Below are 23,539 nucleotides of genomic sequence, written 5' to 3'. Positions count from 1 at the left end.
ATTTTTTTCATCCAAATAAATGAAAAAAGCAGGCAGAAATAGTTTTTCTGTCTGCTTTTGCTTAAGTTATTAAAATGCATAGGAGTCGCCGTCATCAGGCACGAACACGTTCGTGGAGATGCTTTTCTCGTTTACAAAGCTTTTTAGTTCGTCTCTAGACAACGTCCAGTGGTTCACCGCTTCCATATGAACAACGATGATTTGTGCATGGGGAGCTGCTTTGTGTACTTCATCGATATCTTCTTTCCCCATAACCAGCGATCCGCCTTCTAGAAATTGGTTATCGCCGTCGTTGACCACAATAATATCCGGCTGATGAGTATTGATTTCTTCTTGAACGCCTTCATACCACACGGTGTCTCCTGCGACATATAATGTTTTTTCTTCGGGGTGTTTCAAGACGACACCGCAGACTTCGCCGGCCATTTTCAGGATTTCTCCTCTGCCGTGTTCTCCTTTTGTTTTGCTTAACGTTATATCTTGAAAAGACGTATTTTCCTGCAGAACTTCTACCTGCTTAAAGCCGGCGTTTTGTACTTCTTTTTTATCGTCTTCGTTTTGTACAAACATGGGCATGTCTTTTGGCAATAGATCTTTGGCCGCATCATCAAAGTGGTCAGGGTGAAGATGAGTAACAATAACCGCATCAACGTCACGGAGAATATCATCAATGGATATTGGTAAGGGAACTAATGGATTGTTTTGCTTTTGCCTGACCGAATGAGGGAAAGGCGGATACGCACCCTTGTCGGCTAAATAAGGATCGATTAAAAATGTTTTCTCTGCATATTCAACGACGAGTGTAGCATTTCGAATATGGCGGATATTCATGTTTACCATTCCTTTCCTTTTCATACGTGTGTAGTTTACACTAAGGCCAGTGAGCGAATACATAGATCATATCAAGTTTGGCTGCCGTTATACTTGATAAATGAAAGGATTGGAATGCGTGCTGGATTATACAGATATGCGTATTTTGGATGAATTGTCCAAAAACAGTCGGATAACGATGAAGGAATTGGGGGGATAAGGTTCATTTAACGGGACAAGCCGCTGCGCTGCGAGTGGCAAAGTTAGAAGATAGTCGTGTGATTGAAGAACATATGATTAAGGTGAATGATGAGAGACTTGGGCGGCATGTGCATGCGTTGATCAATATCTATACAAAAACAGCGAATCACAAGCCGTATTTATCGTTTGTTGACGCACACAACAAATATATGATCAATAACTACAAAATCAGTGGAGATGGCTGTTATCTGCTGGAATGTAAATTTCCATCGAATGAGCGCTTAGATCAGTTTTTGGTAGATTTAAACGAATACGCCAACTATAAATTATCGATAGTGATTAAGAAATAGTCTGCCAAGAAGATGGAGGAAGTCACGAAACATAAGAGGGGAGAGGGGCACTTATCATGGTGAAACGGATATTGGGAATGCTGTTATTTACGGTTGTCTTTGGGTTTTTCAGTGTTATTGCAGTCGGTATGTCTATGCTGATGTCCGCGGAGAATGGCTACATATATGTTGGTGTCATCGCTGGCAGTGTGTTTATTATTGGGAGTATATGGATTCTAGGAGGATGGAGAAGTGTGTCGGCCAGGATGAGAGTGCTGCTTCCTTTATTCATTATCATTATTCCTCTAGCAAGCTATCGTGGATACGAAGCGTATATCAATCATATTGAAATACAGCAGGCAGAAGTAGATTTAGCGGAATATGAACCATTTCGTGAGAATACAAACGTTGTTTCATTAGAAGAAACTGCTGAATTTCAAATGACAGAGAATCTGCCAACGCTTGACGGTGCCACTGCTTTATACCCTGTTTATGCTGCATTTGTGCGTGCGGTTTATCCAGAAGATACGTATCCGCATCACAATCCGAATAAAAGTGATGTTGTGGCATTAAAAACTAATCGTGCTTATGAGAGATTAGCAGCCCAAGAAGTAGATATTATATTTGCAGCCGGCCCGTCCAGCAGCCAAGAGGAAAAGCTTGGACCAGATGCCAAACAGGTACCTATTGGTAAAGAGGCATTTGTGTTCTTTGTACATGAGAGTAATCCTGTAGATAGTGTAACCGTAGAGGAACTGCAAGGCATTTACGCTGGTGACATGACGAACTGGAAAGAAGTGGGCGGACGTAATCAAGACATTATAGCTTTCCAGCGGCCAGAAGGAAGCGGCAGCCAGACGGGACTGCAAAACATGATGGATGGCACACCGATTATGACTCCGCCTGTAGATCAACGCATCAACGGCATGGGCGGTATTATTGAAAAGGCTTCGGATTATCGAAATCACCGCAACGCTGTCGGTTTTTCCTATCGATATTTTGCGACAGAGATGGTAGAAAACAACAGCATCAAGCTTTTGCAAGTAGATGGAATAAAACCAGACGTCACATCCATCCAACAAGAGAAATATCCATTAACGAGTGAGTTTTTTGCGATTACAAACGGAACGGATAACCCGAACGTTGATGCTTTTATCGAATGGGTATTGTCTGATGAGGGGCAGACACTGATTGAAAAGACAGGGTACGTACCGATTGATGATTCGTTTTAGAGATGTCTCCAATCATTTTAGGGAAATCTGTATACGAGCAGCGATCCATCTCCTGTACTTGAAGGTTCGAAGTCAGCCGTGTCTTATGTTTTGTGAAATCTGCCGCGTACTTTCGGTACGGAGGTTCGTGTGACGCTATTACCGGACGCAGTTTCCACAATGGGGTTAACTTCTGTATCTGGAACAGGACCGTTCGCGAATACAAGAGAAATTCTTTTCCCTCAGCTGAACTTTTTTGTGAAATAATTGTACTTTGCTGGTGTCGTATGTGATCTGGCATAAAACATTATTTTGTGATAATGAGAAAGGTTATTGGATAAAGGGATTCTTTATTTATGCAGATATGGAGTGCTATTAACGTTATGCTGGCGGTAGCTGCTATTGGTGTTGGATTTTATCATTTTTTATTCGGCGCATTGCGTTCCCTGATATGATACTTTTGTCTTTTCTGACGATATTTTTCTTTTTGAGCGGATTGGAAGATAGAAAGATATTAGGATATGCCTATATCATTACAGCTGTGATCATATGTTTTGCTGCCATAAAAGAGCTGTTTTATATCTTTGCATAGTCATGTAGAAAGCTTTCATTAAAGATATATTTAACTCTCTTTCCACAATACGCATTGTACAAGTATTGGGGATGTGAAAAAATGACTGCGGAGCGCAGGCAAAGGAAAGCGAAGCTCCACATACATAAAGGAGGGAAGAGTTCATCATGAACTGGTGGTATGGTTTATATTTTTTAATACTCGGAATTATATCTGTTTTTACAGGAGAATTAATTACTTTTCTTATGCTGGGCTTTATTTTATTAAGCTTACAAAATATTAATACCACTCTCAAGAAAATACATAGGGATAGTAAAGGAAATAGTCAGGCCGGCGAATAGATTGAGTGAACGCGGGCTCGAATATAGGGCAATGAAACAGTAATAGGAAACAAATAATCTCATTTTCTCACGTCGTAGTTAAAAGAATGGGAGAACAGAGTGAGGAAAGCAGATTGATCATTTCATTTGCATTTCTCTTATAGACAAGTCTGCATAAAGCAAAGAACGCCCTCATATATTGAAGCAGTAATATAAAGGGGGCAGGAGATTGCAATTTTATTATGGTTCACAAATGCCTTTACGGATTTTGGATGAAGCCGAATTTTGGAAACATCAGGAAGAAGAACATACGGTTGTCATTCGAGAACTAGTATCGGGATTGGAACAGGAATATGTCGATGCATTAAATGAATGGGAAAAAGCGCTGGCAGAAACACATCAGTACATTCTCCGCTTTATTGAATCGGTAATTCGTTCGAATAAGACGTTATCACCCGCTTTAATGCAGGAAGTTTTAAGGTTAGTATCGTTTTGTTTAAAGCAGAGTGAGGATTTTATTGAACTGTGCCGGCAAATTAAAACACAAAGCCAGGCGGTCAGTCAAAACCCGACCGCTCAAGTGGTGATTGACCATATCATAAGGGAATCCGAATATTTTATTGGGATTGCCCAAGCGCTTTTGTATAATCAGCAAACGATGTAAAAACGGCTGGAACACTCCTAGATAAAAATAGGAGTGTTTTCTTATTCAGGCAGTAATGAGAGGGAGTTATTGATGAGCCGGTCAATCACTTATAGAGGGGGAGGGAGAAGATTGGTCATCGGTATTGGCCTTATTTGATTGATATTAATTCCCTTAAGGTTTTTATTCCATATTCCATTTCCTCATAGGAGGCATAGGCAAATGATAATCTGAGAGATTGCGCAGCTGTTTTATCATAAATGGTACCTGGATTGAGTAAGATATTTTTTTGGAGCGCCTTGTAGTATAAACGGTTCACCGAGACTTCAGAATGAAATTGAATCCAGATGTAAAACGAACCTTTTGGTGTGTTCCACGCAGCGATATCTTGAAAATACTCATGTAAAAGCTTCAGCATAAAGTCTCGACGTTTGCGAAGATGTTCTCTTATCTGTTCCACATATTCTTCATACCTTCCGCTTTTTAGCCAATGATAGACAATCTTTTGCGACAAGGAGCTGGAGCCGTAGTCGGTCTGCATCTTGATGTCTGCTAGTCGGTCTATCACTTCTTCCGGCCCGATGACCCACCCAATTCGAAGTCCTGGACTTAAACTCTTCGAGAGACTCCCCATATATAAAACCAGGCCATGTGTATCCATTGATTTCAGCGCAGGAGGAGGGGGAGTATCAAGCCAAAGGTCATGATAGACATCATCTTCAATGATAGGAAGGCTGTATTTCCTGCACGCATGTAACAATTCTTCCCGCTGTGACACTGTCATGCATCGGCCGGTTGGGTTGTGAAAGCTCGGAATCGTATACATAAGAGCAGGATTGTGTTTTTTTCGTGCTTTCTCTATTTCTGTTTCGTAATTTTCAGGGTAAAGAGGCAGTCCGGCCATCTGGATGTTCTCTGACTGTAACAATTGCAGGGAGTACAAATACGATGGCTTTTCTACCAGTACGGTTGATTGCTTTTGAAGGAGGCCGCTTGCAACTAACTGCAGCCCCTGCAGAGCACCGGAAGTGATAAGTATGTCGCCAGGGCTTGCAGAAATGCCAAGGGTCAAAACGCGCTCGCTGATTTGCTCTCGTAATAGAAGAGAACCTTTTGGCTCTTCATAGCCCAGCTGTTTGTCATCGATGGATATGTGTTGGAACAAGGCGTTCATTTGTTGAACTGGCAACAATTGCGGGGAAAGCTCTCCGGTACCTAAGCGGATCATCTCTGTGTTAAATTCTTCTCTATTAATGGATTGTACTACTGCTGTATTAGGATGATGTTTTCCAGATTTGGCATAGGCGTGCCAGTCTGGTGGATGAACGGTTTCTTCTGATTCAGGAGAATCATCAACGACAATCGTGCCGCGTCCTTGATAGGAGTCGATATAACCATCAGCTGCAGCCTCGTCATATGCATTAATCACGGTGCTGCGGTTGACTCCGAAGTCTTCTGCTAACTTTCGTTGGGAAGGGAGCTTAAAACCGACGTGCCATTCTCCGCTTTTTATTTTGTCGAGGATGTATTGTTTAATTTGTAAATAGTAAGGAATATGGCTGTCAGGGTTTGGAATCCATTTTTCTGTCAATATTATCGACCTCGGTTTCTTTTTTTACTTCGAAAGTGGCTGGTTTTACGATGATAAAAGTGGATGGTGACAACAAGGAACTTCCCGTCTAAGATAAAACCAACATCACAAGAGAAAGGATTATCGCTTATGTGGGAAGCTTTTTTTCATGGGTTTCTTTTATCAGCTGGATTAATTTTACCATTGGGTGTGCAGAATTTATTCGTTTTTAATCAAGGCGTAACACAGCCCAGCTTATACAGGGCATCGCCAGCGGTGTTTACGGCTTCCATATGTGACACGATTTTAATTTTACTTGCGGTATTAGGGACATCATTTCTAGTCGATCAGTTCTTGTGGTTAAGAGATGTGTTGTATGTCGCCGGTATTCTCTTCTTATTATACATTTCCTGGGTGATTTGGAACGATGATCCATCGAATGGTGCGGCATTAAAGCCCTTGTCAGGTAAACAGCAAATATTGTTTGCGTCATCGGTGTCACTTTTGAATCCACACGCATTTTTAGACACATTTGGGGTGATTGGAACGAATTCCCTGCTGTATGATGATATCCAACAATGGATGTTTACCGCTGCATCTATTGGTGTTTCTTGGCTATATTTCTTCTTGTTAGCATATTCCGGCCGAATCATAGGGAAATTAGATAAACATTTCACATGGCGGAAACGAATCAATAAAATATCGGCATTTATGATTATGGCAATCGCACTGTATATGATTATACAAGCCATGTAATGATGGTGGAAGGCAGGAGGTAAAAGATGAATATTCAAATACATACAGATGTGTTAGAGACATTCCCAGATGCTGCTGTCACGGGCTCGGTGATTCAATGCAGCTCGTTGGCATATGCGGCCGACATTCCTGCAGAAGAAAACCAGCACCTATTATTAGATGAGAACTGGGGCCCTTATGGTATTAATACCCGTCAGGAAGTAAAGCGCTGGAGAAACGTCTATAAACATATGGGAGTGAAGCCTAGTAAATTTCTAAGCTCATTTGAATCTCTTTTTAAACAATATAAAAAGGGGAAAAATGTCTTTGGGATCCATCCGATAGTAGATATCTATAATTATATTTCTTTAAAACACCGACTTTGTATTGGAGCCTATGACCTCGATAAGATTAACGGCAATGTACATTTACGTTTTGCAGATCAGAAGGCAGAAGAAAGGATGGTACCAATAGGCAGTAATAAGCCAATACCTTTGCATTATCCGTCTGTCGTTTATTCTGATGACAGGCAAGTTATTTGTGCTTTATGGAACCACAAGGATGCGGACAGTACAAAAATAGATACGTCGTCTAAGAAAATCCTTTTATGTATTGATCACAATCAGAATGAGAAAAAACGGGCTGACAAAGCATTGAACGAATTAAAAGATATGCTGCTGCCTGCTAATAATGAGTGTATAATAGAAGAATTTTATCTAGATGCAAAACAGCCAACTTGTGCATATTAAAAATGAGATGGGACATAGCGTCCCATCTTTATTATCTTCGAAGGATGTATTTTCCGCATATATCTTCTATCACACTTGCAACTCCAGGAAGAAAAGATTTAAAGAACCCTGTACAGTGATGAGCCTCTCGATATTCTTTGTCTTTCATTAAAACTAAATGAGCTTTCTTTAAGTTATAATGGGGAATTGCCGGAAACAAATGATGGACCAAATGGTAATTATCGTGATGGGGATGCAAGAAAAAACGCTCAAGAGGGTTACCAAATGTGTTTCTGCTCGCGTAAAGTTCTTGTGCAGACTTTAAGCCGGAGTGTTCTGCCATTTCAGCCCAATAACGAAAGATTTGAAAAGTGGTTAACAATGGAACAAGCCAAAATAAAATCAAATCAAGCCAAAAATGAAAGAGGATACTCGTACTAACGATACCTAACCAGAAAAATATTTTGACAAACGTTTCAATCTTCGGTTCTTCTTTTGAAAGTATATTTACATGAAGTGTACCAAAAACGTATTTAGGGACGTGAGTTAATGTAAGTGGTTTAATAATATGTTTTTTTACAAATGTACGGAGGCTAGTTTGTGGTTTATCAAGTCCAATTAAGGAATAACGTTTCGTATCAGGGTCTTTTTCACTGTGCCATAAGTGACGATGATGTTTATAATGGGAGGTACAATACGCTGTGTAAGAGGTAAATACAGGGAATGCAGCAAAGATACATGCCACCCATTTATTTAACTTCCTATTTTTAAATAATAACCCATGGCTGGATTCATGCATTAAATTATCAAAAGCTCTCATTCTACTTCCAATAAGCGCAATAGCAATAAGGTAGGTCCACCAGCTAGGATACATTTTAACAAATATAACGGATGCAAAAATGATGCTCCAGTCATAAGTCAAGCTGAACGCATTAAACCAGTTGTTTTTTTTATGTAGAGGTCTTAATTCTTCCTTTATACGTTTTGAAAACTGTGCTTTTTGGATTTTGAAATTTTCCATTCAGCATCACTCCTCGTATTTTGAAGTAAGCAGCCCATAAATTCTTCTTTTTTTCTGTTCGCTGTCAACATAAGTACCCGACATCGCCCCTTTCTTTTTTTCTTCGATTTAGATAATAACACGTGAATATTTAAAAAAAGCGGAAATTTACAATTTTTACAAAATATTAGAAAGGAAAACTCTGTGTAATATTTATTTACAGTGATTTTATAGTATTTGTGACTTTTACGGTATGGACGTGACTAGGATAGAAGCAGTTTGTTGAAGGCGATACTTTCGAATTAATGATTTCTGTGATGGTTGCTTGACTGCTGGTATATTCCTTTATTATATAGTAGAGCGGAATGTGGGTTACCTGTGTACGTTGGCCGTGCTAGAATATTCTCTCCTCGCATATGCAGTAGATGTAATACCTTTCATCCTTTAATAGAAAAAGGAGAGGAGGGAGATAGATGGTAAAAATTTTTATTGATCCAGGACACGGAGGAACGGACAGCGGTGCTGCTGCCAATGGACTTATAGAAAAATCATTAACTCTCCAGGTTGGACTAAATATGAGAACGATTTTAATGAATGAATATGAGGATGTTCAAGTACAGATGAGTCGGACAACCGATACGTTCATTCCTCTGGACACACGAGCGCAAATGGCTAGAAATTGGGGAGCCGATGGGTTTGTAGCGGTGCATTTTAATAAATTTAATGGTGCTGCGAACGGAATCGAGACGTTTCGGCATACGAACTCCAGCGCTTCTGTGCCTTTCCAGCGAGCACTTCACACAGCTGTTAAGTCACAGATGGAACGGTTCCGTCCTATTACAGACCGGGGATTGAAAAGTGCTAATTTTGCAGTGCTTCGGGGAACGTATCAATCGATGGTGTCTGTCCTGACGGAATCTTTGTTTTTAGATAACAGCCGGGATGCAGCGTTGTTAAAAACTCCCGGTGTCATCCAAGCGATTGCGCGAGGTCATGCAGAAGGTGTAGCGAGTTATTTTCATTTAAGGAAAAAGACAGACGACCCGGAGGAGGGTGAGATCATGTATCCGAACAGTCCTACACTGAGAAATGCATTTGAGAACTATTTGTCTGATGCAGTCAATCGGGGTATTGTCGATAAAAAATGGTTAGATGAGTACAGAAATAGAAGACTAAGCTTATCTGACGCCTTAGCATTGAAGGTGTTGATTGATGCTGCTCCACCAAGCGAGAATGTTCCCGCGACGCACGCTGAGGCGTGGAGAAAAGCAGAAGAAGCAGGAGTCTTGAACGGAGAACGGCCAAACGGGCCATTAACGAGAGCACAATTTGCCACGGCGGCAAACCGCATGGGATTACTAGACAAAACACAATAAGCAGGGGAAGGTTCCTGCTTATTTTTTCATTAGTGCATGACATGAAGTAGGAAGGGATGGGTAAAGGAAATGCTGCACCCCCAGTGACAAACTTTTCATAATGGTTGACAGATTGGGAGCGGACTATTAGTTTTTCAGCAAGTGCGCTAATGCTTGTGCGGTTGAGAGGACGGTTTATGGTGATGTTCACATAAAAGGGTATCGTCATGGGGGTTCTCTTCGCTTTCCATCTGCACAGTAATATGACCAATTCCTTTTTCTTTTAATCGCTTTTCAACAGACCTTAATATTTGCTGGCTGTCACGAATCGATAAGTCTTCTCTTACGACAGCGTGACAAGACAAGGCATGTTGTCCACTCGTAATACTCCAAACATGCAAGTCATGGATGTTTTGGACTTCTGGTATGTCTTCTAAGGTCTTGACAATGTCATCTATTTCAATATTTTTCGGAGTCCCTTCCATTAATACATGTACCGCATCTTTTGTTACACGCCATCCGCTAATTAATACGAGTACTGCGACGATAACACTTGCTAAGGGATCTGCCCATGACCAGTTCAAAAAGATTATAAGCAATGCCGCCGTAATGGCACTAATGGATCCCAGTAAATCCCCTAATACGTGCAAAAAAGCGGCACGGAGATTAAGGTTTTCCTCTGTATCGCCGCGCATGAGAATCCAGGCAACTATAATGTTGACAAACAAGCCAATGACAGCTATTGTCAACATGCCCGCAGATGCTACTTGCGGAGGATTTTGAAAACGGTGGTACGCTTCATAAAAAATATATAGCGCAATGAGTAAAAGTGTAACACCATTAAAAACAGCGGCTAAAATTTCAAAGCGTTTATATCCGAACGTTTTGTTATAATCAGCCGTTTTTTCTCCTAAAGTAAAGGCTAATAAACCAATTCCCAACGATATAGAATCACTTAACATATGTCCGGCATCTGATAACAACGCAAGACTGTTTGTTAAAAATCCGCCAATCGCTTCAACGAACATATAGCCGGTAATAATAATAAAGCTGATCATGAGAGCTTTTTTATTAGCCCCATGTGTATGATCATGCCCCATTATACCCCTCCTTGCCGCTCTTATTATTACTATTCCCGTGACAAAAACAGGATAACCTTATTGACTAAAAGGCAGGTGGAAAAAAGGAGAAGAAATGCCCTGTTTTCATAAACAACTTATTTAATTCTGAAAGGAAAGCAGGAGCGATGCATCTAGATGATTGATTTTTTAAAGCTTTCTTTTGGAATCAGACATTATATGAAACATAGAGGAATATTGATAAGATGTTTTTAGGAAATGGCGGACAGTGAAAAGAGAGTCTTATTCAAGGTTACGAACGAATTTGGCTAACAACGTCCATAGTAAAAGGCAGACGAGTAAAATAAGGCATGTTACATGGGATAAGGTGTTTTTCTTTGTTTTGTTTGAGAAAGGGTAAATGATAGAGATTGGCAAGAAAGGAGATTGTGGTGCGATGACTTTAGTGATTCATGATGTGAAAAAAGAATTTGGCAGGCACAAAGCTGTAGATGGTATCACGCTGACAGTAGAAAAGGGCAGTATGTTTGGAATGCTTGGAGCTAATGGAGCGGGAAAAACGACGACATTCCGTATGATATTAGGGTTGCTCGACCCAACGGAAGGTTATGTGACTTGGGGAGGGAGCCCTCTCTCTTATAAACGGACTCACTTAGTGGGCTATCTTCCAGAGGAGAGAGGACTATACCCGAAGTTAACAGTAAAAGAACAGTTACTTTATTTGATGAGACTGAAAGGGATGAAGAAAAGTGATGTTATAGGGGCCATGCGTGAGTGGCTGGAAAGATTTCGAGTAACGGAGTACGAAAATAAGAAAGTAGAAGAATTATCAAAGGGTAATCAACAAAAAATTCAATTTATCGCAAGTGTACTGCATCGTCCTGAACTTTTAATTTTAGACGAACCATTTAGTGGCCTAGATCCAGTAAACACAGATATGCTGAAAGAAGCGATTCAGGATCTTCAGAAAATGGGAACAACCATTGTCTTTTCCAGCCACCAAATGAGGAATGTGGAAGAGCTGTGTGAAGATCTTATTATGTTAAAACGCGGACGGGCGGTTTTACAAGGGAACTTAAGAGATATTAAACGGTCGTATGGAATGAAAAATGTCATCATTCAGGCAGGTTACAACCTGGAATTTTTGAATTCTATCCACGGAGTGATGAATGTAGAAAAAACAAATGGTGGAGCCATTGTGAGTGTAGAAAATGAAAAGGCAGCTGAAGATTTGTTTATTGCGATTGCTGAGACAGGGTATGTTCGGAAATTTGAGGTAGAAGAGCCGTCATTACACGATATATTTGTGGATAAAGCAGGGGGAGACGATAATGAATAACTTCTGGATTACCGTTACACATACAGCCGGCAAGCGAATACGATCAAAAGCTTTTATATGGTCCACCGTCATTACGATGCTTCTTATTATCGGCATGATGAATGCAAACACTATTTTATCCAGTTTTTCAAACGATGAACAGGACGAAGATGTACCGCAAAGTATTGCTGTGGTAGACAATACAACGAGTAATGATACGATGGGAGAAATGCTTGCGTCTAATGAGGAAGGGTCTTTTCACTACGTGAACTATACGGATGGTAATCAACAGGAAGCGTTGGAACAAGCTAGAAACGAAGTATACGATTTTGTACTTACACTGAATGGAGATCCGGCCAATTTAGAGGCTGAACTTTTCGGAAGTGGCAATGATTACAGGATGGGTCAAGAAGTAGAACAAGATGTACAGCGTGTAAAAGAATCTGTGGTCACGAATCAGCTGGATTTGAACGAAGAAGAACTTGCGATGATTTATTCGCCTGTTGCTTTTATTGAACAACCTCTTACAAAGAATGGAGAAGTACAGACTGAGGAAACGCATATGCAAGCATATTGGATGGTATATGGCCTTGTATTTGTTATTTATTTGATCGTTCTATCCCTTGGGTCGATGATTGCCACTGAAGTCGCAACAGAGAAATCTTCACGGGTGATGGAACTTATTGTGTCTAGTGTGAATCCTATTGTTCAAATGTTTGGAAAGCTAGTGGGAATTGGCATCGTCGGTCTTGTCAATCTTGCCTCTCTTGTAGCGGCGGTAATTATAGGTTTTCTAATAAACGATAATAATATGCTTTCATCTATTCTAGGTGGAGCTGCTGATGTGTCTCTGCTGGTATATGCGCTTATTCTTATTATTCTTGGGTATTTCGTCTACGGTGGCATGGCAGCGATGCTAGGGGCTCTTGTAAGCCGGGCAGAAGAGGTCAACCAGGCTATTCAGCCGTTGATTTTTCTAGCCATGATTGCTTTTTTTATGGCTATCTTTGGACTAAATGCACCCGATAATATTTTTATTCACGTTCTATCCTATATTCCCTTTTTTACGCCGCAGCTTTTATTTCTTCGTATTGGAATGGGAACCGTACCAGTATGGGAAACGATCTTGATTGTTGGACTGTTAATACTAAGCGCCATACTCATCAACCTCCTTGCAGCGCGTATATATAAAGGCGGAGTCCTGATGTACGGTAAATTTTCATTCAAAAACGGTATCAAACAGGCACTCACGATGTCGAAAAAAGAAAAATAGCGCAAATAGGATAAGAGATATTTAATATACTGATCACTGCTTTTCATTCGGCAGAAGGGAGTGGTTTATTTGTCTCTTCGGTGAGGCTGTTTTAAAAAGAAAGCTCTGTTAAAGTCTAAGGATATTCTCTGCGTAAATCTGCTGAATTAGTTGGGAATATTACTCACGTTACATTGTTCTACTGGAGGCACAAACTCTTATCATCATTAAAACAAATTGAAATTTCTAATTTTGAAGGTATCGTTGAAATGGACGAGACCTATTTCCTATACTCAGAAAAAGGGCAAAGAAAGATAAAAGACAGAAAACCCCGCAAACGTGGAGGTTCCGCTAAGAAACGGGGCATAAGCAACGAACAAGTTTGTGTCTTAGTCGCAAGAGACCGTGAAAAGATGGCTTTTTCGAAGACATTGGGAATGGGTCGATTAACAAAAGAGCAGTTAGACAAGGCCATCGGACATAAACTTTCAAACGAAAATGTATTATGCACCGATTCTTGGCGTGCCTTTAAAACATATGCAGCTGAAAAAGGGATGGATATTTATCAATTCAAGTCTGATGGTAAGGTTCGCACAAAGGGGCTATACCATATCCAGAACGTTAACAATTATCACCGAAGGCTTAAAGGATGGATACAACGTTTTAATGGAGTTGCAACTAAATATCTAAATAATTACCTTGCCTGGTTTCAGGTGTTAGAATCCATTCAACATCAAAGGAATCCTATTACTATGAATGACTTGGTGATTAAAGGGAATTTAATACAAAATATGGAAACACATGATACACTTAGGTTATCTAAATTCACGATATAAACATTACTGCTTGTTCAACTAACGGGCAGAATCGTTGAACATGGTGTAATATAAACAAAAGGTTTAACAAAGGAGTGAGAATATGGACTGGACGCCATACATTGGTGCAATCGGAGCGTGGGGTTTAATTCGAAGGCAGCAGAAAAAACTCAAACTTCTCCCTTTTTTGTTAGAAAGTTTATTTATATGGATAGCAATATTTGTTCTAAGTTTAATGGCAGGCGTAATTACGACATATTTTAATTTTTATTTGCCACAAACTTTGTATTATTGGATAGGTGGAATAATAATGTTTTTCGTTGCTTGTTATTTGTCATTTAAATCATGGAAAGTTTCAGGTAACAGTAAATAAAAATTTCACTAACCGTTGGGTTTTGTTATAAAAGGCAATTATATATCCATTTGGAAATTTGATACATGAAAACATTTACTTTTAATTTAATTATATATGGTTAAATAGTTTATTGGTGGTATAATTAGTTTATATTATCTTGGAGCGGAGGTAAGTTCTGTGGAGGATATATTAAAACAAATTTTAAGTGAGCTGAAAGACATAAAGACAGATATTGGTGAACTAAAAACGGGACAAGCAAGGCTAGAAGTCGGGCAACAAAAATTACAGCAAAACTTGATTGAAAGTTTAGGGACTTATACAGAGAAAATCACTGAACATGTTGATGACAAAACTGAAGTACTGAATAAAAAAGTTTACAAAGTTGAATCTGACATAGAGAGATTAAGCAGACAGTAGGGAAACTAAACGTCAACACTGTCTTTTTATTTTGTATTTAGTCATTTTGTGAATATAATTACCTAAAGTAAAGAGGGCGTTAGTTTAACAAGCGAATATTATAAAAGTGGAACTTCCATAAATTGGGAAGTTCCACTTTTATAAATAATATCAACATTAAACTTTAACAGAGCCAAAAAGAAAAACCCTTATTAGTTGAAAGAACGCTTTCCTGGCATGGGAATTGCGTTCTTTTTATATTGTTCTTCGGGTACGCAGCAAATCCTTCTGTAAGCATTTTCAATTATAGGAAGCAAGAAATGTACGGGGTGAAATTGTAATTATAAAACCGAAAAGGCAATGATACAATCGCGTTTGCTGAAACCAGCTTGTCTCAAAGAGAAACAAAGAACTTATAGGGTGACCGGGGAACTAGCATGCTTAATGTGGAGAAGGAGAAGTGGAATTTGTTTCAAGCGTTACATACTGATTTCTAACCATTAGAGTAAAGAAAGTGCTCTTTTGTTGTATGATACAGATTTCATCTATTATGCCGTGTTTTCTAAGGAAAAAATGGAGTATTAAGGCAGTGTTCTCTTACCAAACTTTCCTATAAACATGTAAATGCAGCTGAAAGAACTATTTAATAAGACTCTTGTTAGAAAGCTGTTCTAAGTGTTAAAATGTGAAGTGATTAAACAGTAAATAAAATAAACTATTTATCAAATTAATTTTTTGAAATGATATGAATGTTTGCAAGAAGAGAGAGGAAGTTTGAGGTTAGTACATTGAGTAATCACGCAGTAAGAACATGTGTTGACAATGGAAATAATGAGTAAGACTTCCACAGATTTTCGATTTCAGCGAAGGATAAAGAGGAGTGGGAATTTTAAAAATAGTGATGAACTGTCCTTTGATGGAAAATAAAGACGGGGAATTGTAAGTGAAGATAAACCGGTTAGTCTTTTGAATTGATAATGAAACATGGAAGGGAGCTATCGCGATGAATCAAGAAACAATTTTACTTACAGAGGTCAAGAAGTTTGAATCGCGTTCAGAAGAATTTTTTCCAATGCAGTGGTACAAAGAAATGCTTCACGACAAGCCTGTTTATTATCACGAAGAAACAAATACTTGGCATGTTTTTAAATATGAGGATGTCAAACAAGTATTGAGCAACCATACATTCTTTTCAAGTGAAGGTGATAGAACGACTATTACTGTGGGTGCTGATAACAAGGAAGGAACAACGCCGGATAAGGTCAATCTAGTAAATGCGGATCCTCCTCATCATCGAAAAAGACGTTCCTTATTATCAGCAGCATTTACTCCCCGCAGTTTAAAAGACTGGGAACCTCGCATCCAACGAATCGCGATGGAACTTGTTGATGACATAAAAAAAAGCACCTCGGTGGATATCGTACAAGCATTAGCAGTACCTTTACCAAGTATGGTAATCGCGGAATTATTTGGTGTTCCTATAAAAGATAGATTAAAGTTCAAACATTGGGTAGATATTCTTTTTCAACCTTATAACAAGGAAAACCAGCAGGAATTGGAACAAAAGAAACAAGCAGCTGCCAAAGAATATTATCAGTATCTCTATCCAATTGTTGTGGAGAAACGCCAAAACCCGTCTGAGGATATTATCTCTGATTTGATTAAAGCAGAGGTAGATGGTGAGAAGTTTACCGATGATGAAATAGTGCGAACCACCATGGCAATTTTAGGCGCAGGTGTTGAAACCACCAGTCATGCGCTCGCAAATACTTTTTATTCTCTTCTTTACGATGATCCATCTCTATATGAAGAGCTTCGAAATAATGTGGAGTTAGTTCCAAAAGCTGTTGAAGAAATGCTTCGCTACCGTTTTCATATTGGAAAAAGAGATCGAACTGTAAAACAAGACAATGCCTTACTAGGCACTGAACTTAAAAAGGGAGATGTCGTTATTGCATGGATGAGTGCAGCCAATATGGATGAAGGGATGTTTGATGATCCATTTTCTCTCAATATTCATCGTCCCAATAATACAAAACATTTAACATTTGGACATGGTCCGCACTTTTGTCTAGGTGCTCCTCTTGCGCGATTAGAATTGACAATAGCATTGCAGGCGTTTTTACAAAACTTTTCCCAGATTGAATCTATAGAACCATTTGATTTAGAGAACAATTTGACAGATTCAGCTCCCGGACAGTCTTTGACTCATCTTCCAATAAGAGTGTACAAATAAACTTGTGCCAAACTAGCCTAAAAGCTAGGGAGCGCTGGAGAAGAGACAGCGTGACAATAATTTCGAACTTATTCCGGCTGGCAAGAGAATCAATAAAGGGGGTCACAACCCCTTCTTCTAGAATAGTGGTTCTGGATTGTCGCATCAGCAGTTCTTAATCATTATAGATTAGGAACTGTCTCATTCATAAATAGATAGTATGATAACGCATTTGAGGAGGCATTTCTATGAAGCTTCAAAAGAAAGTGGCGGTAATAACGGGAGCGGCATCTGGTATCGGAAAAGCAATAGCGGAATTGTATGCCAATGAGGATATAAAAGTTGTTTTAGCCGATCTTGATTTGGACAGTGCAAAAGCTGTGGAAGAGGGAATTACTAGGAGTGGAGGAGAAGCAAAAGCAGTAAAAGTAAACGTGGCCAATTTGGCAGATATCGAAAATATGATTGCTGCAGCGGTAAAGGAATTCGGAACATTAGATATACTGGTTAATAATGCTGGTATTACAGACAGTATGGAACCAGCAGGTGATATTGATGATGAAAAATGGGATGATATTTTTGAAATTAATACAAAAGGTGTGATGCGTGCTATACGTACAACATTGCCGATCTTTTTAGAGAAAGGAAAAGGTGTGATCATTAATACTGCTTCAACGGGCGGATTGAATGGAGCACATGCTGGTGCTGCTTACACAGCCTCAAAACATGCAGTGGTGGGTATAACGAAAAATACAGGCTTCATGTATGCAGACAAAGGTATACGCTGTAATGCTATTGCCCCAGGCGGAGTGGACACAAACATTGCTTCTGCAATGAAAAACATTCATGGGTTCGGCGCCAGCCGTACAAAACTAAGTCAGGGTGCAATGCCACGCATTGGAAAGCCAGAAGAGATTGCACAAGTTGCATTATTTTTAGCTTCCGATGCATCCAGTTTTGTAAACGGCACAGTGATAACAGCAGATGCTGGTTGGACTGCTGCTTTTTAATTTGGACGTGCTTACAGGGACAAGTGAAGAAAGGAATCCAGCCCCGCCAAGAAGAAAGCTTTCACCGGTTGGATTTGGTGGTGAGCCAAATTTTTCAGCAGTAGAACATGTGCATTTTTTAGTCTCATCTTATTTCTCTGCCGCTCCGGTTCACACGGGTACTGTTAAAGAATGTGATGACTTCTACACCGCACGCAAGACGGGTTGTGTACTTAGTAGAAGTTCCTTTCCCCTAGTCCTTGCATTTTCTTATATAACTGGGTGTTAGTGTTCGAAGTCCAGAAAACGTTGGAGGATGTCGAGAAACTGTTCGGCCGTCCGGCGATTCCAGTCAATGAGGCAGTGACTTACATCGTTCAAGATATCTCGTAAACACATAGTAACAAATGTGTGGGGCGCGTGTTTCTGCTGCTATACGTTCACTGGGCTGCTTTGTTTTCATCTTCTAGCGGCAGTTGGTATAAATATGTAAGAAACCGTGCTGTTTTCAAACACAAACAGAGGGGAGATCCGGGCTTTCCTCTGAGCACCACAGTGATACAATATAGTAGCAAGACACTTTTACAGGGGAAAGGGTGCGTAAAACATGTTTAAAAAAATTGCTTCCGATGCGCTGGGTTTATCAGACATTGGCCGGATTATCGGACCAGAAGATTATGACAAAACCGATGCTGATGATTATGTGAGAAATGAAGACGATGAAAAAATTTATTTTCTTATTAAAACAAAAGCCGATGAGTATTGCTTTACGAACTTAGCGCTCATTCATGTGGATGGGGAAAATGCGACGTCTTCTAAACAAACCTTAAAGCGTTATCCATATTCACAACACAACATTTCAAATGTTTTCCTTGAAACTGCCGGCAGAATTGATCTTGATATTGAAATCAAGTTTTCGCTTGGAAATCAGCATTTTAGTATCGATGTACACAAGGATGAAATTGAAAAGTTGAAAGACTTGTATAAAGCGCTTCTCTATATCTCTGAAATTACTCATGAAAACAGTCTTGTTCTGGATATGGCTGAAAAAAGTTTAGACAAAGCTGCGTCCGTGTTACAAAACACCCGCTCCACCGAGCAGACCATATCCGAACAGTACAAAGATATCACAGAATTTGGATTTTCATGGATGAAATCAACACGTGACAAATACCACGTGAAAGATTTCGGCGATGTGTTTGAAAAATACATTAATAACTAGAACAGCAGACCGGCAGCATCTCATAAGATGTGTTGGAGCACTGAGCTGAATGTTTTCATATTCATGTAGATGACTGACTGATTAAAAAGAGAGGGAAAAAACATAGCATCATACGGAAAATGAGGATACACTTTTATGCCGTGAGATACAGGGAATCGGACGCCTTTCATAAAGAAACGCGTCCTTTTTTATAAGGTAAGAAAGGATCAAAGTTTGGCGCTTTTCTTTGCAGATGAAGAATAGACAGCAAAGCAAAACGCGGAAGAGTAACACTAGAACCATCCAATCCCTATATATATCCCGTACTTCGAAAAATGGTTGGATAATAAAAAACCACCACCCATTGTGGTAACGATGGATGGTGGTTGTGTGCGCAGCGATATTTCTGCTCTTTTTTCAAACATCTACGTCTGATTCAGCAAAAATTGTTCTCCGTATTTGCCGTGGTCGTTAATGTCAGGGTGTTCTACTTGAATGGTGTTGTGTTCTAGGTTGTATGTTTCTTTTAACACTTTATTAATTGCAGAAATCGTGCGGAGAGGAGGAGTGTCTTTTTGAATAAACACATGAGCGGTTAAGGAGTAGTGATCGGTCGTAACGGTCCAAAGATGCATTTCATGCACATCTTCGACTCCATCTACTTTTCTAATCTCTTCTCGAATTTCATCAAGGTCAAACTTCTGCGGCACTGACTCCATCAGAATCAGATAAGACTCACGAATGATTCGTGCCCCGCCTGTGAAAATAATCCCGCCGATAACCATACTGATAATCGGATCTAAAACAGCAAGCCCTGTAAAATAAATGAGAATGGCCGCCACAATAATGCCGAGCGAGCTAAGTAAATCACCGATAAAATGCCAAAGAGCACTTTTGATGTTTAAATTTTCTTCGTGTTTCGTGCTGCGGCTTAATACATACGTCAGGACAATATTTACGATGAGACCAATCACAGCGATCGTTAACATTAATGATAAATTAATAGATTCAGGATAAATCATCCGCCGAATCCCTTCAATAAATATCCCAACAGCAATAACAGCAAGAGCAAGTCCGTTAATAAAAGATGCAATAATTTCAAACCGCAAAAAGCCGAACGTGTACTTCTCATTTGGTTTGCGTGAAGCCATGTAGATCGCGGTCATACTAAGTCCCAGCGCAAATACGTCAGAAATCATATGGGCGGAGTCTGACAGGAGTGCCAGTGAATTAGACAACAAACCACCGACGATTTCTACAATCGTAAAGAATAACGTTAAGCATAACGTAATCCATAGTGTTTTTTTCGATTGACGCTGTGTTTTCACGTGATTCAGGTGATGATAATCGTAGTAGTTCATATAATCACCCTTTCTTTATTTGGAATAATCATTATCTTAATGTTAATGCAAAGGCAGTAATAAATCAACTCTAATTGATAAAAAATAAAACTAATTGAGAATAATATTCAACTTCATGTTCTTTGTTTTCAGCAAGAGAAGAATATATACTCTAATCATTAATGATAATTATTATTAATTAATAAGAAAGTGAAGAGTGCCTGGAAAAAGAAATGAAAGCCAAAGGGAGAGCTTGTAAAATGTTACAATAAAACTAATGTGAAAACGGTGGAAAGAGAGTGTAATGGGGTAAAATGGAAAAAATAATGAGTGGAGGAAACATGAAAACACCTGTTGTGTCCTTATTAACGATTTCTATCATTGCGGTGTCATTTGCTGCGATATTCGTAAAATGGTCCGATGCACCAGCTACAATCAGCAGTATGTACCGCATGTATGCAGCCAGTGTGATTTTACTGCCGGTTGTGTGGGTGAAAAGAGAAGAGTTGACGAAGCTGTCGAAAAACGAATGGCTGTTTCTAACATTGGCAGGTGTGTTTTTAGCTTTGCATTTCGCTTTGTGGTTTGGTTCTCTAAAGCTTACAACCGTAGCTAGTTCAACAATTATACTAGCTTTGCAGCCAATCATTGCTTTAATAGGCGGATTTTTTATTTATAAAGAAAGAGTGGGAATGTCCACATTTATGGCCATTGCGATTGCGATAATAGGTGTTGTGATGGTTGGCTGGGGAGATTTGGGATTAAGCAGCTCATCTGTCATTATTGGAGATATTCTATCCTTTTTAAGTGTCATCGCTGTCGTTGGTTACTTGTTAATTGGGCAAAACAAAGTTAAACAAATGTCTCACTGGATTTATAGTTTTGTTGTGTTTTTCATTGCTGGAGTTGCTTTACATCTCTATAATTTCATCGCGGGCGTCTCTATGAGCGGATATGATGCGAGGGAGTGGGGGATCTTCCTGTTATTAGCTGTCGTTCCTACGATTGCACACATGATTTACAATTTGTTGTTAAATTATGTGAATACGACGACGATATCGATGAGTATTTTAGGAGAGCCTGTAGGAGCAACGATTTTAGCTGTACTGTTATTGGGAGAAACCGTGATTGGCTGGCAGATTGCAGGCGGGTTCCTAGTTTTATTGGGTGTGTGTTTATATCTCATGCAGCAAAATAAAACATATAAAGTAGAGAAGAAAGCTGGATAGTTGTGCTTTTTCTTATGCAGCGGGCGAAAAATCGGGCGCAATCCTCAAGTGAGGAATGCGCTCGTTTTTTGGCTCTTGACATGTTTGACTGTGTGAAAAAGATAAAAGAATAAGTAAAACGACCGGACCCGTCTTTTTCAGGATGTTTGTGTTTTTTTATACGTATAAAAGGCAGGCAGAAACCGTATGACATCGATGAAACATTTTGTAAGGTGCAGCATCATGTATGTTTCATCACCTGTCGATACATCCATGCAAAGATAAAAAGAACAGCTGTACAAATCGCTGTCCCTATCGTTAACATAAACAAACCAATACCAGCCCACGCGTTAATCGCTGCTGCAGCTATAAATGATCCCAAAAGAATAACACCTGTAAGGATGGTACTCACTGTTGCAGGCAGATATGTTCTGCGAGTTCTCGCATGATAATAGATCGTTAACAGGCCGAAGAGTGCGAGGTAGAGAATCATGATCGTCATTGGATGGACGAGTGAATCGGCAATTTTACCAGCGGAAATACTATTGCCTGGTTCCGGAAAGTTCAACTCTAAAGGAGCGAGCTCTTCTCCATTACTATCCACAGTCATGATGTCATAGGAAGACGGTTCACGCGGCCAGTTATTTTGGACGAGAAAAGCGATTCTGTCTTTCTCGTGAAAAAACACAGGAGAGGTCACCGATGTGTTCAAATCGGTCAATCTGTTTGTATCCCCGGAGGCCATATCGAGCAGAAAGAGTTCATACTGAAACGTGCCGTTTGCTGACTCGTCTGCGACAGCAGTATAAGCCAATCGATTTTCATCGGGAGAAAGGACAGGATGATAGATATCGTCTGTTATATGTTCATCTAAAAATATATGTTCATCTCCGGACTTTACGTCATAAGCGAACAGCTCTTGGTGCTGGTCGTGAAAGGCTGTGTAGTAAAGGGTTGTACCATCAGCAGAAACAGACAAATCATTCATCACAAAAGCGTCTTGATCAGTTAACTGTTCGGAATTACTGTCAGCTGTCGTGACAGCATGCAGATCCATTCCATTCTCTTTTTGCCCCTCTAGTTTTTGAAAGTCTTCCGACGGCATGCCGATGTAATACACCGTGCTGCCATCTGGAGAAAAGACAGCATCAAAAACGTGGGTATCGGCTGTTGTCAGCTGTACTGTTTCACCGTGGCGCCATTCCGGACGATAATGTATCGTCTGAATTCCGTCACTGTCGGCAGCTAAGTACAATAAGCTTTCTCCGTCTGGTGAGAATTGCGGTTTACGGTGATTACGTTCTTTCGGCTTCGTTATTTGTTTCGTCTGCTTTCCTTCCATATCCCCCGTATAAATTGCTTCGCTGCCATTCCTGTAGTATGAAAACACGATATCTGTATCTGCGGGTGAAATAGAGATGGCTTCACCCAATCCTGTGTGATGTTTGTAAGCGTCTTGATCGCTGAACAAACTATACGCAACAGCAGCAACGAAAAGAAAGGCAAAGATGCCAATGAGACTCAACAGAACGCGATTGTGCTTTATATGATCGCCTCCTTTCATTTTCTGGTAGTATTTTACAAGAAAACGAGAGAGGAAGGAAGCTGATTCGAAGTGATTTATTTTTAAAATAGCAGAGCAGCTGTGAAAATACACTGATTCAGTAACTGTGATACATGTTTTATCAGGTAAGCAAAAACTTCTGCCGCCTTAGCTGAAATTTTCTTTCAAGGCCTCCGCATTTTTCTTTGTAGATTTTCTAGAAAAAAAGACCACTGTATTGACACTGATTATCATTGTTAGTATATTAGTAGTGTCTTTAATTGAAAACGATTATCAATTTTTTCGCAAAGGCATACTGCAGCGGCTGATTTGAGGGTGAAGCGGCTGCAGATAA

The 23,539-nt window shown here is 39.7% G+C and carries 20 protein-coding genes and 2 pseudogenes; 16 read left to right on the top strand and 6 right to left on the bottom strand.

Annotated elements, in window-relative coordinates; translation table 11 throughout:
* Positions 1-69: 69 nt before the first annotated feature.
* Positions 70-831 carry an MBL fold metallo-hydrolase gene (locus tag BLT18_RS08860; protein WP_091273140.1) on the bottom strand — a complete coding sequence of 254 codons (762 nt, stop codon included), beginning with the start codon at positions 829-831 and terminating at the stop codon, positions 70-72.
* A 118-nt stretch (positions 832-949) separates the two neighbouring features.
* On the opposite strand from BLT18_RS08860, the pseudogene BLT18_RS08855 reads away from it, so the two are divergent.
* The 4 genes and pseudogenes from BLT18_RS08855 to BLT18_RS08845 all read left to right on the top strand — a co-directional run bounded on the left by BLT18_RS08855 (position 950) and on the right by BLT18_RS08845 (position 4,106).
* Positions 950-1,361 (top strand): annotated as a pseudogene (locus tag BLT18_RS08855) (Lrp/AsnC family transcriptional regulator).
* Between the two features lie 56 nt (positions 1,362-1,417).
* Positions 1,418-2,572, top strand: coding sequence for a PstS family phosphate ABC transporter substrate-binding protein (locus BLT18_RS08850; RefSeq protein WP_091273138.1), 1,155 nt, complete (start codon positions 1,418-1,420; stop codon positions 2,570-2,572).
* A 717-nt stretch (positions 2,573-3,289) separates the two neighbouring features.
* Entirely contained in the window at positions 3,290-3,463 is a 174-nt protein-coding gene (locus tag BLT18_RS18175; RefSeq protein WP_175487440.1) for a hypothetical protein, read from the top strand.
* A 208-nt stretch (positions 3,464-3,671) separates the two neighbouring features.
* Positions 3,672-4,106 carry a DUF2935 domain-containing protein gene (locus BLT18_RS08845; protein WP_091273136.1) on the top strand — a complete coding sequence of 145 codons (435 nt, stop codon included), beginning with the start codon at positions 3,672-3,674 and terminating at the stop codon, positions 4,104-4,106.
* 130 nt (positions 4,107-4,236) lie between these two features.
* Here the strand turns inward: BLT18_RS08845 and pdxR are convergent, their stop codons facing one another.
* Positions 4,237-5,676 carry a MocR-like pyridoxine biosynthesis transcription factor PdxR gene (pdxR, locus tag BLT18_RS08840; protein ID WP_091273132.1) on the bottom strand — a complete coding sequence of 480 codons (1,440 nt, stop codon included), beginning with the start codon at positions 5,674-5,676 and terminating at the stop codon, positions 4,237-4,239.
* A gap of 129 nt (positions 5,677-5,805) precedes the next feature.
* On the opposite strand from pdxR, the gene BLT18_RS08835 reads away from it, so the two are divergent.
* The gene (locus tag BLT18_RS08835; protein ID WP_091273130.1) at positions 5,806-6,411 is read left to right on the top strand and encodes a LysE/ArgO family amino acid transporter; all 606 of its coding nucleotides are present in this window, start codon (positions 5,806-5,808) and stop codon (positions 6,409-6,411) included.
* Positions 6,412-6,437: 26 nt separating this feature from the next.
* A complete protein-coding gene (locus tag BLT18_RS08830; protein ID WP_091273129.1) occupies positions 6,438-7,139 on the top strand; it encodes a B3/B4 domain-containing protein in 702 nt (233 codons plus the stop codon).
* A gap of 31 nt (positions 7,140-7,170) precedes the next feature.
* Here BLT18_RS08830 and BLT18_RS08825 read toward each other — a convergent pair whose 3' ends face one another.
* Positions 7,171-8,139 (bottom strand): fatty acid desaturase family protein, encoded by a 969-nt coding sequence (locus BLT18_RS08825; RefSeq protein WP_091273127.1) that lies wholly within the window; start codon positions 8,137-8,139, stop codon positions 7,171-7,173.
* A gap of 452 nt (positions 8,140-8,591) precedes the next feature.
* Between BLT18_RS08825 and BLT18_RS08820 the strand changes: the two genes are divergently transcribed.
* Positions 8,592-9,494, top strand: coding sequence for an N-acetylmuramoyl-L-alanine amidase family protein (locus BLT18_RS08820; RefSeq protein ID WP_091273125.1), 903 nt, complete (start codon positions 8,592-8,594; stop codon positions 9,492-9,494).
* Between the two features lie 146 nt (positions 9,495-9,640).
* Here BLT18_RS08820 and BLT18_RS08815 read toward each other — a convergent pair whose 3' ends face one another.
* Positions 9,641-10,573, bottom strand: a complete 933-nt coding sequence (locus BLT18_RS08815; RefSeq protein ID WP_091273124.1) for a cation diffusion facilitator family transporter — start codon at positions 10,571-10,573, stop codon at positions 9,641-9,643.
* A 415-nt stretch (positions 10,574-10,988) separates the two neighbouring features.
* On the opposite strand from BLT18_RS08815, the gene BLT18_RS08810 reads away from it, so the two are divergent.
* From BLT18_RS08810 to BLT18_RS08775, 8 genes and pseudogenes are all read left to right on the top strand, one after another.
* Complete coding sequence (locus tag BLT18_RS08810; protein WP_091273122.1) at positions 10,989-11,891, top strand: ABC transporter ATP-binding protein; 903 nt, start codon at positions 10,989-10,991, stop codon at positions 11,889-11,891.
* Complete coding sequence (locus tag BLT18_RS08805) at positions 11,884-13,143, top strand: ABC transporter permease (RefSeq protein WP_091273120.1); 1,260 nt, start codon at positions 11,884-11,886, stop codon at positions 13,141-13,143. The genes BLT18_RS08810 and BLT18_RS08805 overlap by 8 nt, the downstream gene beginning before the upstream one ends.
* A 119-nt stretch (positions 13,144-13,262) precedes the next feature.
* Positions 13,263-13,958 (top strand): annotated as a pseudogene (locus tag BLT18_RS08800) (IS1595 family transposase); the annotation flags it as partial.
* Between the two features lie 82 nt (positions 13,959-14,040).
* Positions 14,041-14,310: a hypothetical protein gene (locus BLT18_RS08795; RefSeq protein ID WP_091273119.1), complete on the top strand. Its 270-nt coding sequence runs from the start codon at positions 14,041-14,043 to the stop codon at positions 14,308-14,310.
* Between the two features lie 159 nt (positions 14,311-14,469).
* Positions 14,470-14,709 carry a hypothetical protein gene (locus BLT18_RS08790; RefSeq protein WP_091273117.1) on the top strand — a complete coding sequence of 80 codons (240 nt, stop codon included), beginning with the start codon at positions 14,470-14,472 and terminating at the stop codon, positions 14,707-14,709.
* A gap of 982 nt (positions 14,710-15,691) precedes the next feature.
* Positions 15,692-16,924, top strand: a complete 1,233-nt coding sequence (locus tag BLT18_RS08785; protein ID WP_091273115.1) for a cytochrome P450 — start codon at positions 15,692-15,694, stop codon at positions 16,922-16,924.
* Positions 16,925-17,151: 227 nt separating this feature from the next.
* Entirely contained in the window at positions 17,152-17,913 is a 762-nt protein-coding gene (locus BLT18_RS08780; protein WP_091273114.1) for an SDR family oxidoreductase, read from the top strand.
* Between the two features lie 586 nt (positions 17,914-18,499).
* Positions 18,500-19,114: a PH domain-containing protein gene (locus tag BLT18_RS08775; RefSeq protein ID WP_091273112.1), complete on the top strand. Its 615-nt coding sequence runs from the start codon at positions 18,500-18,502 to the stop codon at positions 19,112-19,114.
* 404 nt (positions 19,115-19,518) lie between these two features.
* On the opposite strand, the gene BLT18_RS08770 is transcribed toward BLT18_RS08775, so the two are convergent.
* Positions 19,519-20,454: a cation diffusion facilitator family transporter gene (locus BLT18_RS08770; RefSeq protein WP_091273110.1), complete on the bottom strand. Its 936-nt coding sequence runs from the start codon at positions 20,452-20,454 to the stop codon at positions 19,519-19,521.
* A 320-nt stretch (positions 20,455-20,774) separates the two neighbouring features.
* Between BLT18_RS08770 and BLT18_RS08765 the strand changes: the two genes are divergently transcribed.
* Positions 20,775-21,662, top strand: coding sequence for a DMT family transporter (locus BLT18_RS08765; protein WP_091273108.1), 888 nt, complete (start codon positions 20,775-20,777; stop codon positions 21,660-21,662).
* Between the two features lie 220 nt (positions 21,663-21,882).
* Here the strand turns inward: BLT18_RS08765 and BLT18_RS08760 are convergent, their stop codons facing one another.
* Positions 21,883-23,205: a TolB family protein gene (locus BLT18_RS08760; RefSeq protein ID WP_175487439.1), complete on the bottom strand. Its 1,323-nt coding sequence runs from the start codon at positions 23,203-23,205 to the stop codon at positions 21,883-21,885.
* Between the last annotated feature and the right edge of the window lie 334 nt (positions 23,206-23,539).

The sequence above is a fragment of the Alteribacillus persepolensis genome, from assembly GCF_900099605.1.
Lineage (GTDB): Bacteria > Bacillota > Bacilli > Bacillales > Marinococcaceae > Alteribacillus > Alteribacillus persepolensis.
The sequence above is the reverse complement of the archived record's forward strand: the minus strand, read 5'-3'. Positions and strand labels throughout refer to the sequence as shown.

What these genes read in the sequence shown, in the direction of transcription:
- BLT18_RS08760 (WP_175487439.1), bottom strand. Translation starts at nt 23,205, where the DNA reads ATGAAAGGAGGCGATCATATAAAGCACAATCGCGTTCTGTTGAGTCTC.
- BLT18_RS08770 (WP_091273110.1), bottom strand. Translation starts at nt 20,454, where the DNA reads ATGAACTACTACGATTATCATCACCTGAATCACGTGAAAACACAGCGT.
- BLT18_RS08830 (WP_091273129.1), top strand. Translation starts at nt 6,438, where the DNA reads ATGAATATTCAAATACATACAGATGTGTTAGAGACATTCCCAGATGCT.
- BLT18_RS08850 (WP_091273138.1), top strand. Translation starts at nt 1,418, where the DNA reads ATGGTGAAACGGATATTGGGAATGCTGTTATTTACGGTTGTCTTTGGG.
- BLT18_RS08820 (WP_091273125.1), top strand. Translation starts at nt 8,592, where the DNA reads ATGGTAAAAATTTTTATTGATCCAGGACACGGAGGAACGGACAGCGGT.
- BLT18_RS08835 (WP_091273130.1), top strand. Translation starts at nt 5,806, where the DNA reads ATGTGGGAAGCTTTTTTTCATGGGTTTCTTTTATCAGCTGGATTAATT.
- BLT18_RS08825 (WP_091273127.1), bottom strand. Translation starts at nt 8,139, where the DNA reads ATGGAAAATTTCAAAATCCAAAAAGCACAGTTTTCAAAACGTATAAAG.
- BLT18_RS08765 (WP_091273108.1), top strand. Translation starts at nt 20,775, where the DNA reads ATGAAAACACCTGTTGTGTCCTTATTAACGATTTCTATCATTGCGGTG.
- BLT18_RS08795 (WP_091273119.1), top strand. Translation starts at nt 14,041, where the DNA reads ATGGACTGGACGCCATACATTGGTGCAATCGGAGCGTGGGGTTTAATT.
- BLT18_RS08815 (WP_091273124.1), bottom strand. Translation starts at nt 10,573, where the DNA reads ATGGGGCATGATCATACACATGGGGCTAATAAAAAAGCTCTCATGATC.
- BLT18_RS08775 (WP_091273112.1), top strand. Translation starts at nt 18,500, where the DNA reads ATGTTTAAAAAAATTGCTTCCGATGCGCTGGGTTTATCAGACATTGGC.
- BLT18_RS08780 (WP_091273114.1), top strand. Translation starts at nt 17,152, where the DNA reads ATGAAGCTTCAAAAGAAAGTGGCGGTAATAACGGGAGCGGCATCTGGT.
- BLT18_RS08860 (WP_091273140.1), bottom strand. Translation starts at nt 831, where the DNA reads ATGAATATCCGCCATATTCGAAATGCTACACTCGTCGTTGAATATGCA.
- BLT18_RS08805 (WP_091273120.1), top strand. Translation starts at nt 11,884, where the DNA reads ATGAATAACTTCTGGATTACCGTTACACATACAGCCGGCAAGCGAATA.
- BLT18_RS18175 (WP_175487440.1), top strand. Translation starts at nt 3,290, where the DNA reads ATGAACTGGTGGTATGGTTTATATTTTTTAATACTCGGAATTATATCT.
- BLT18_RS08785 (WP_091273115.1), top strand. Translation starts at nt 15,692, where the DNA reads ATGAATCAAGAAACAATTTTACTTACAGAGGTCAAGAAGTTTGAATCG.
- BLT18_RS08810 (WP_091273122.1), top strand. Translation starts at nt 10,989, where the DNA reads ATGACTTTAGTGATTCATGATGTGAAAAAAGAATTTGGCAGGCACAAA.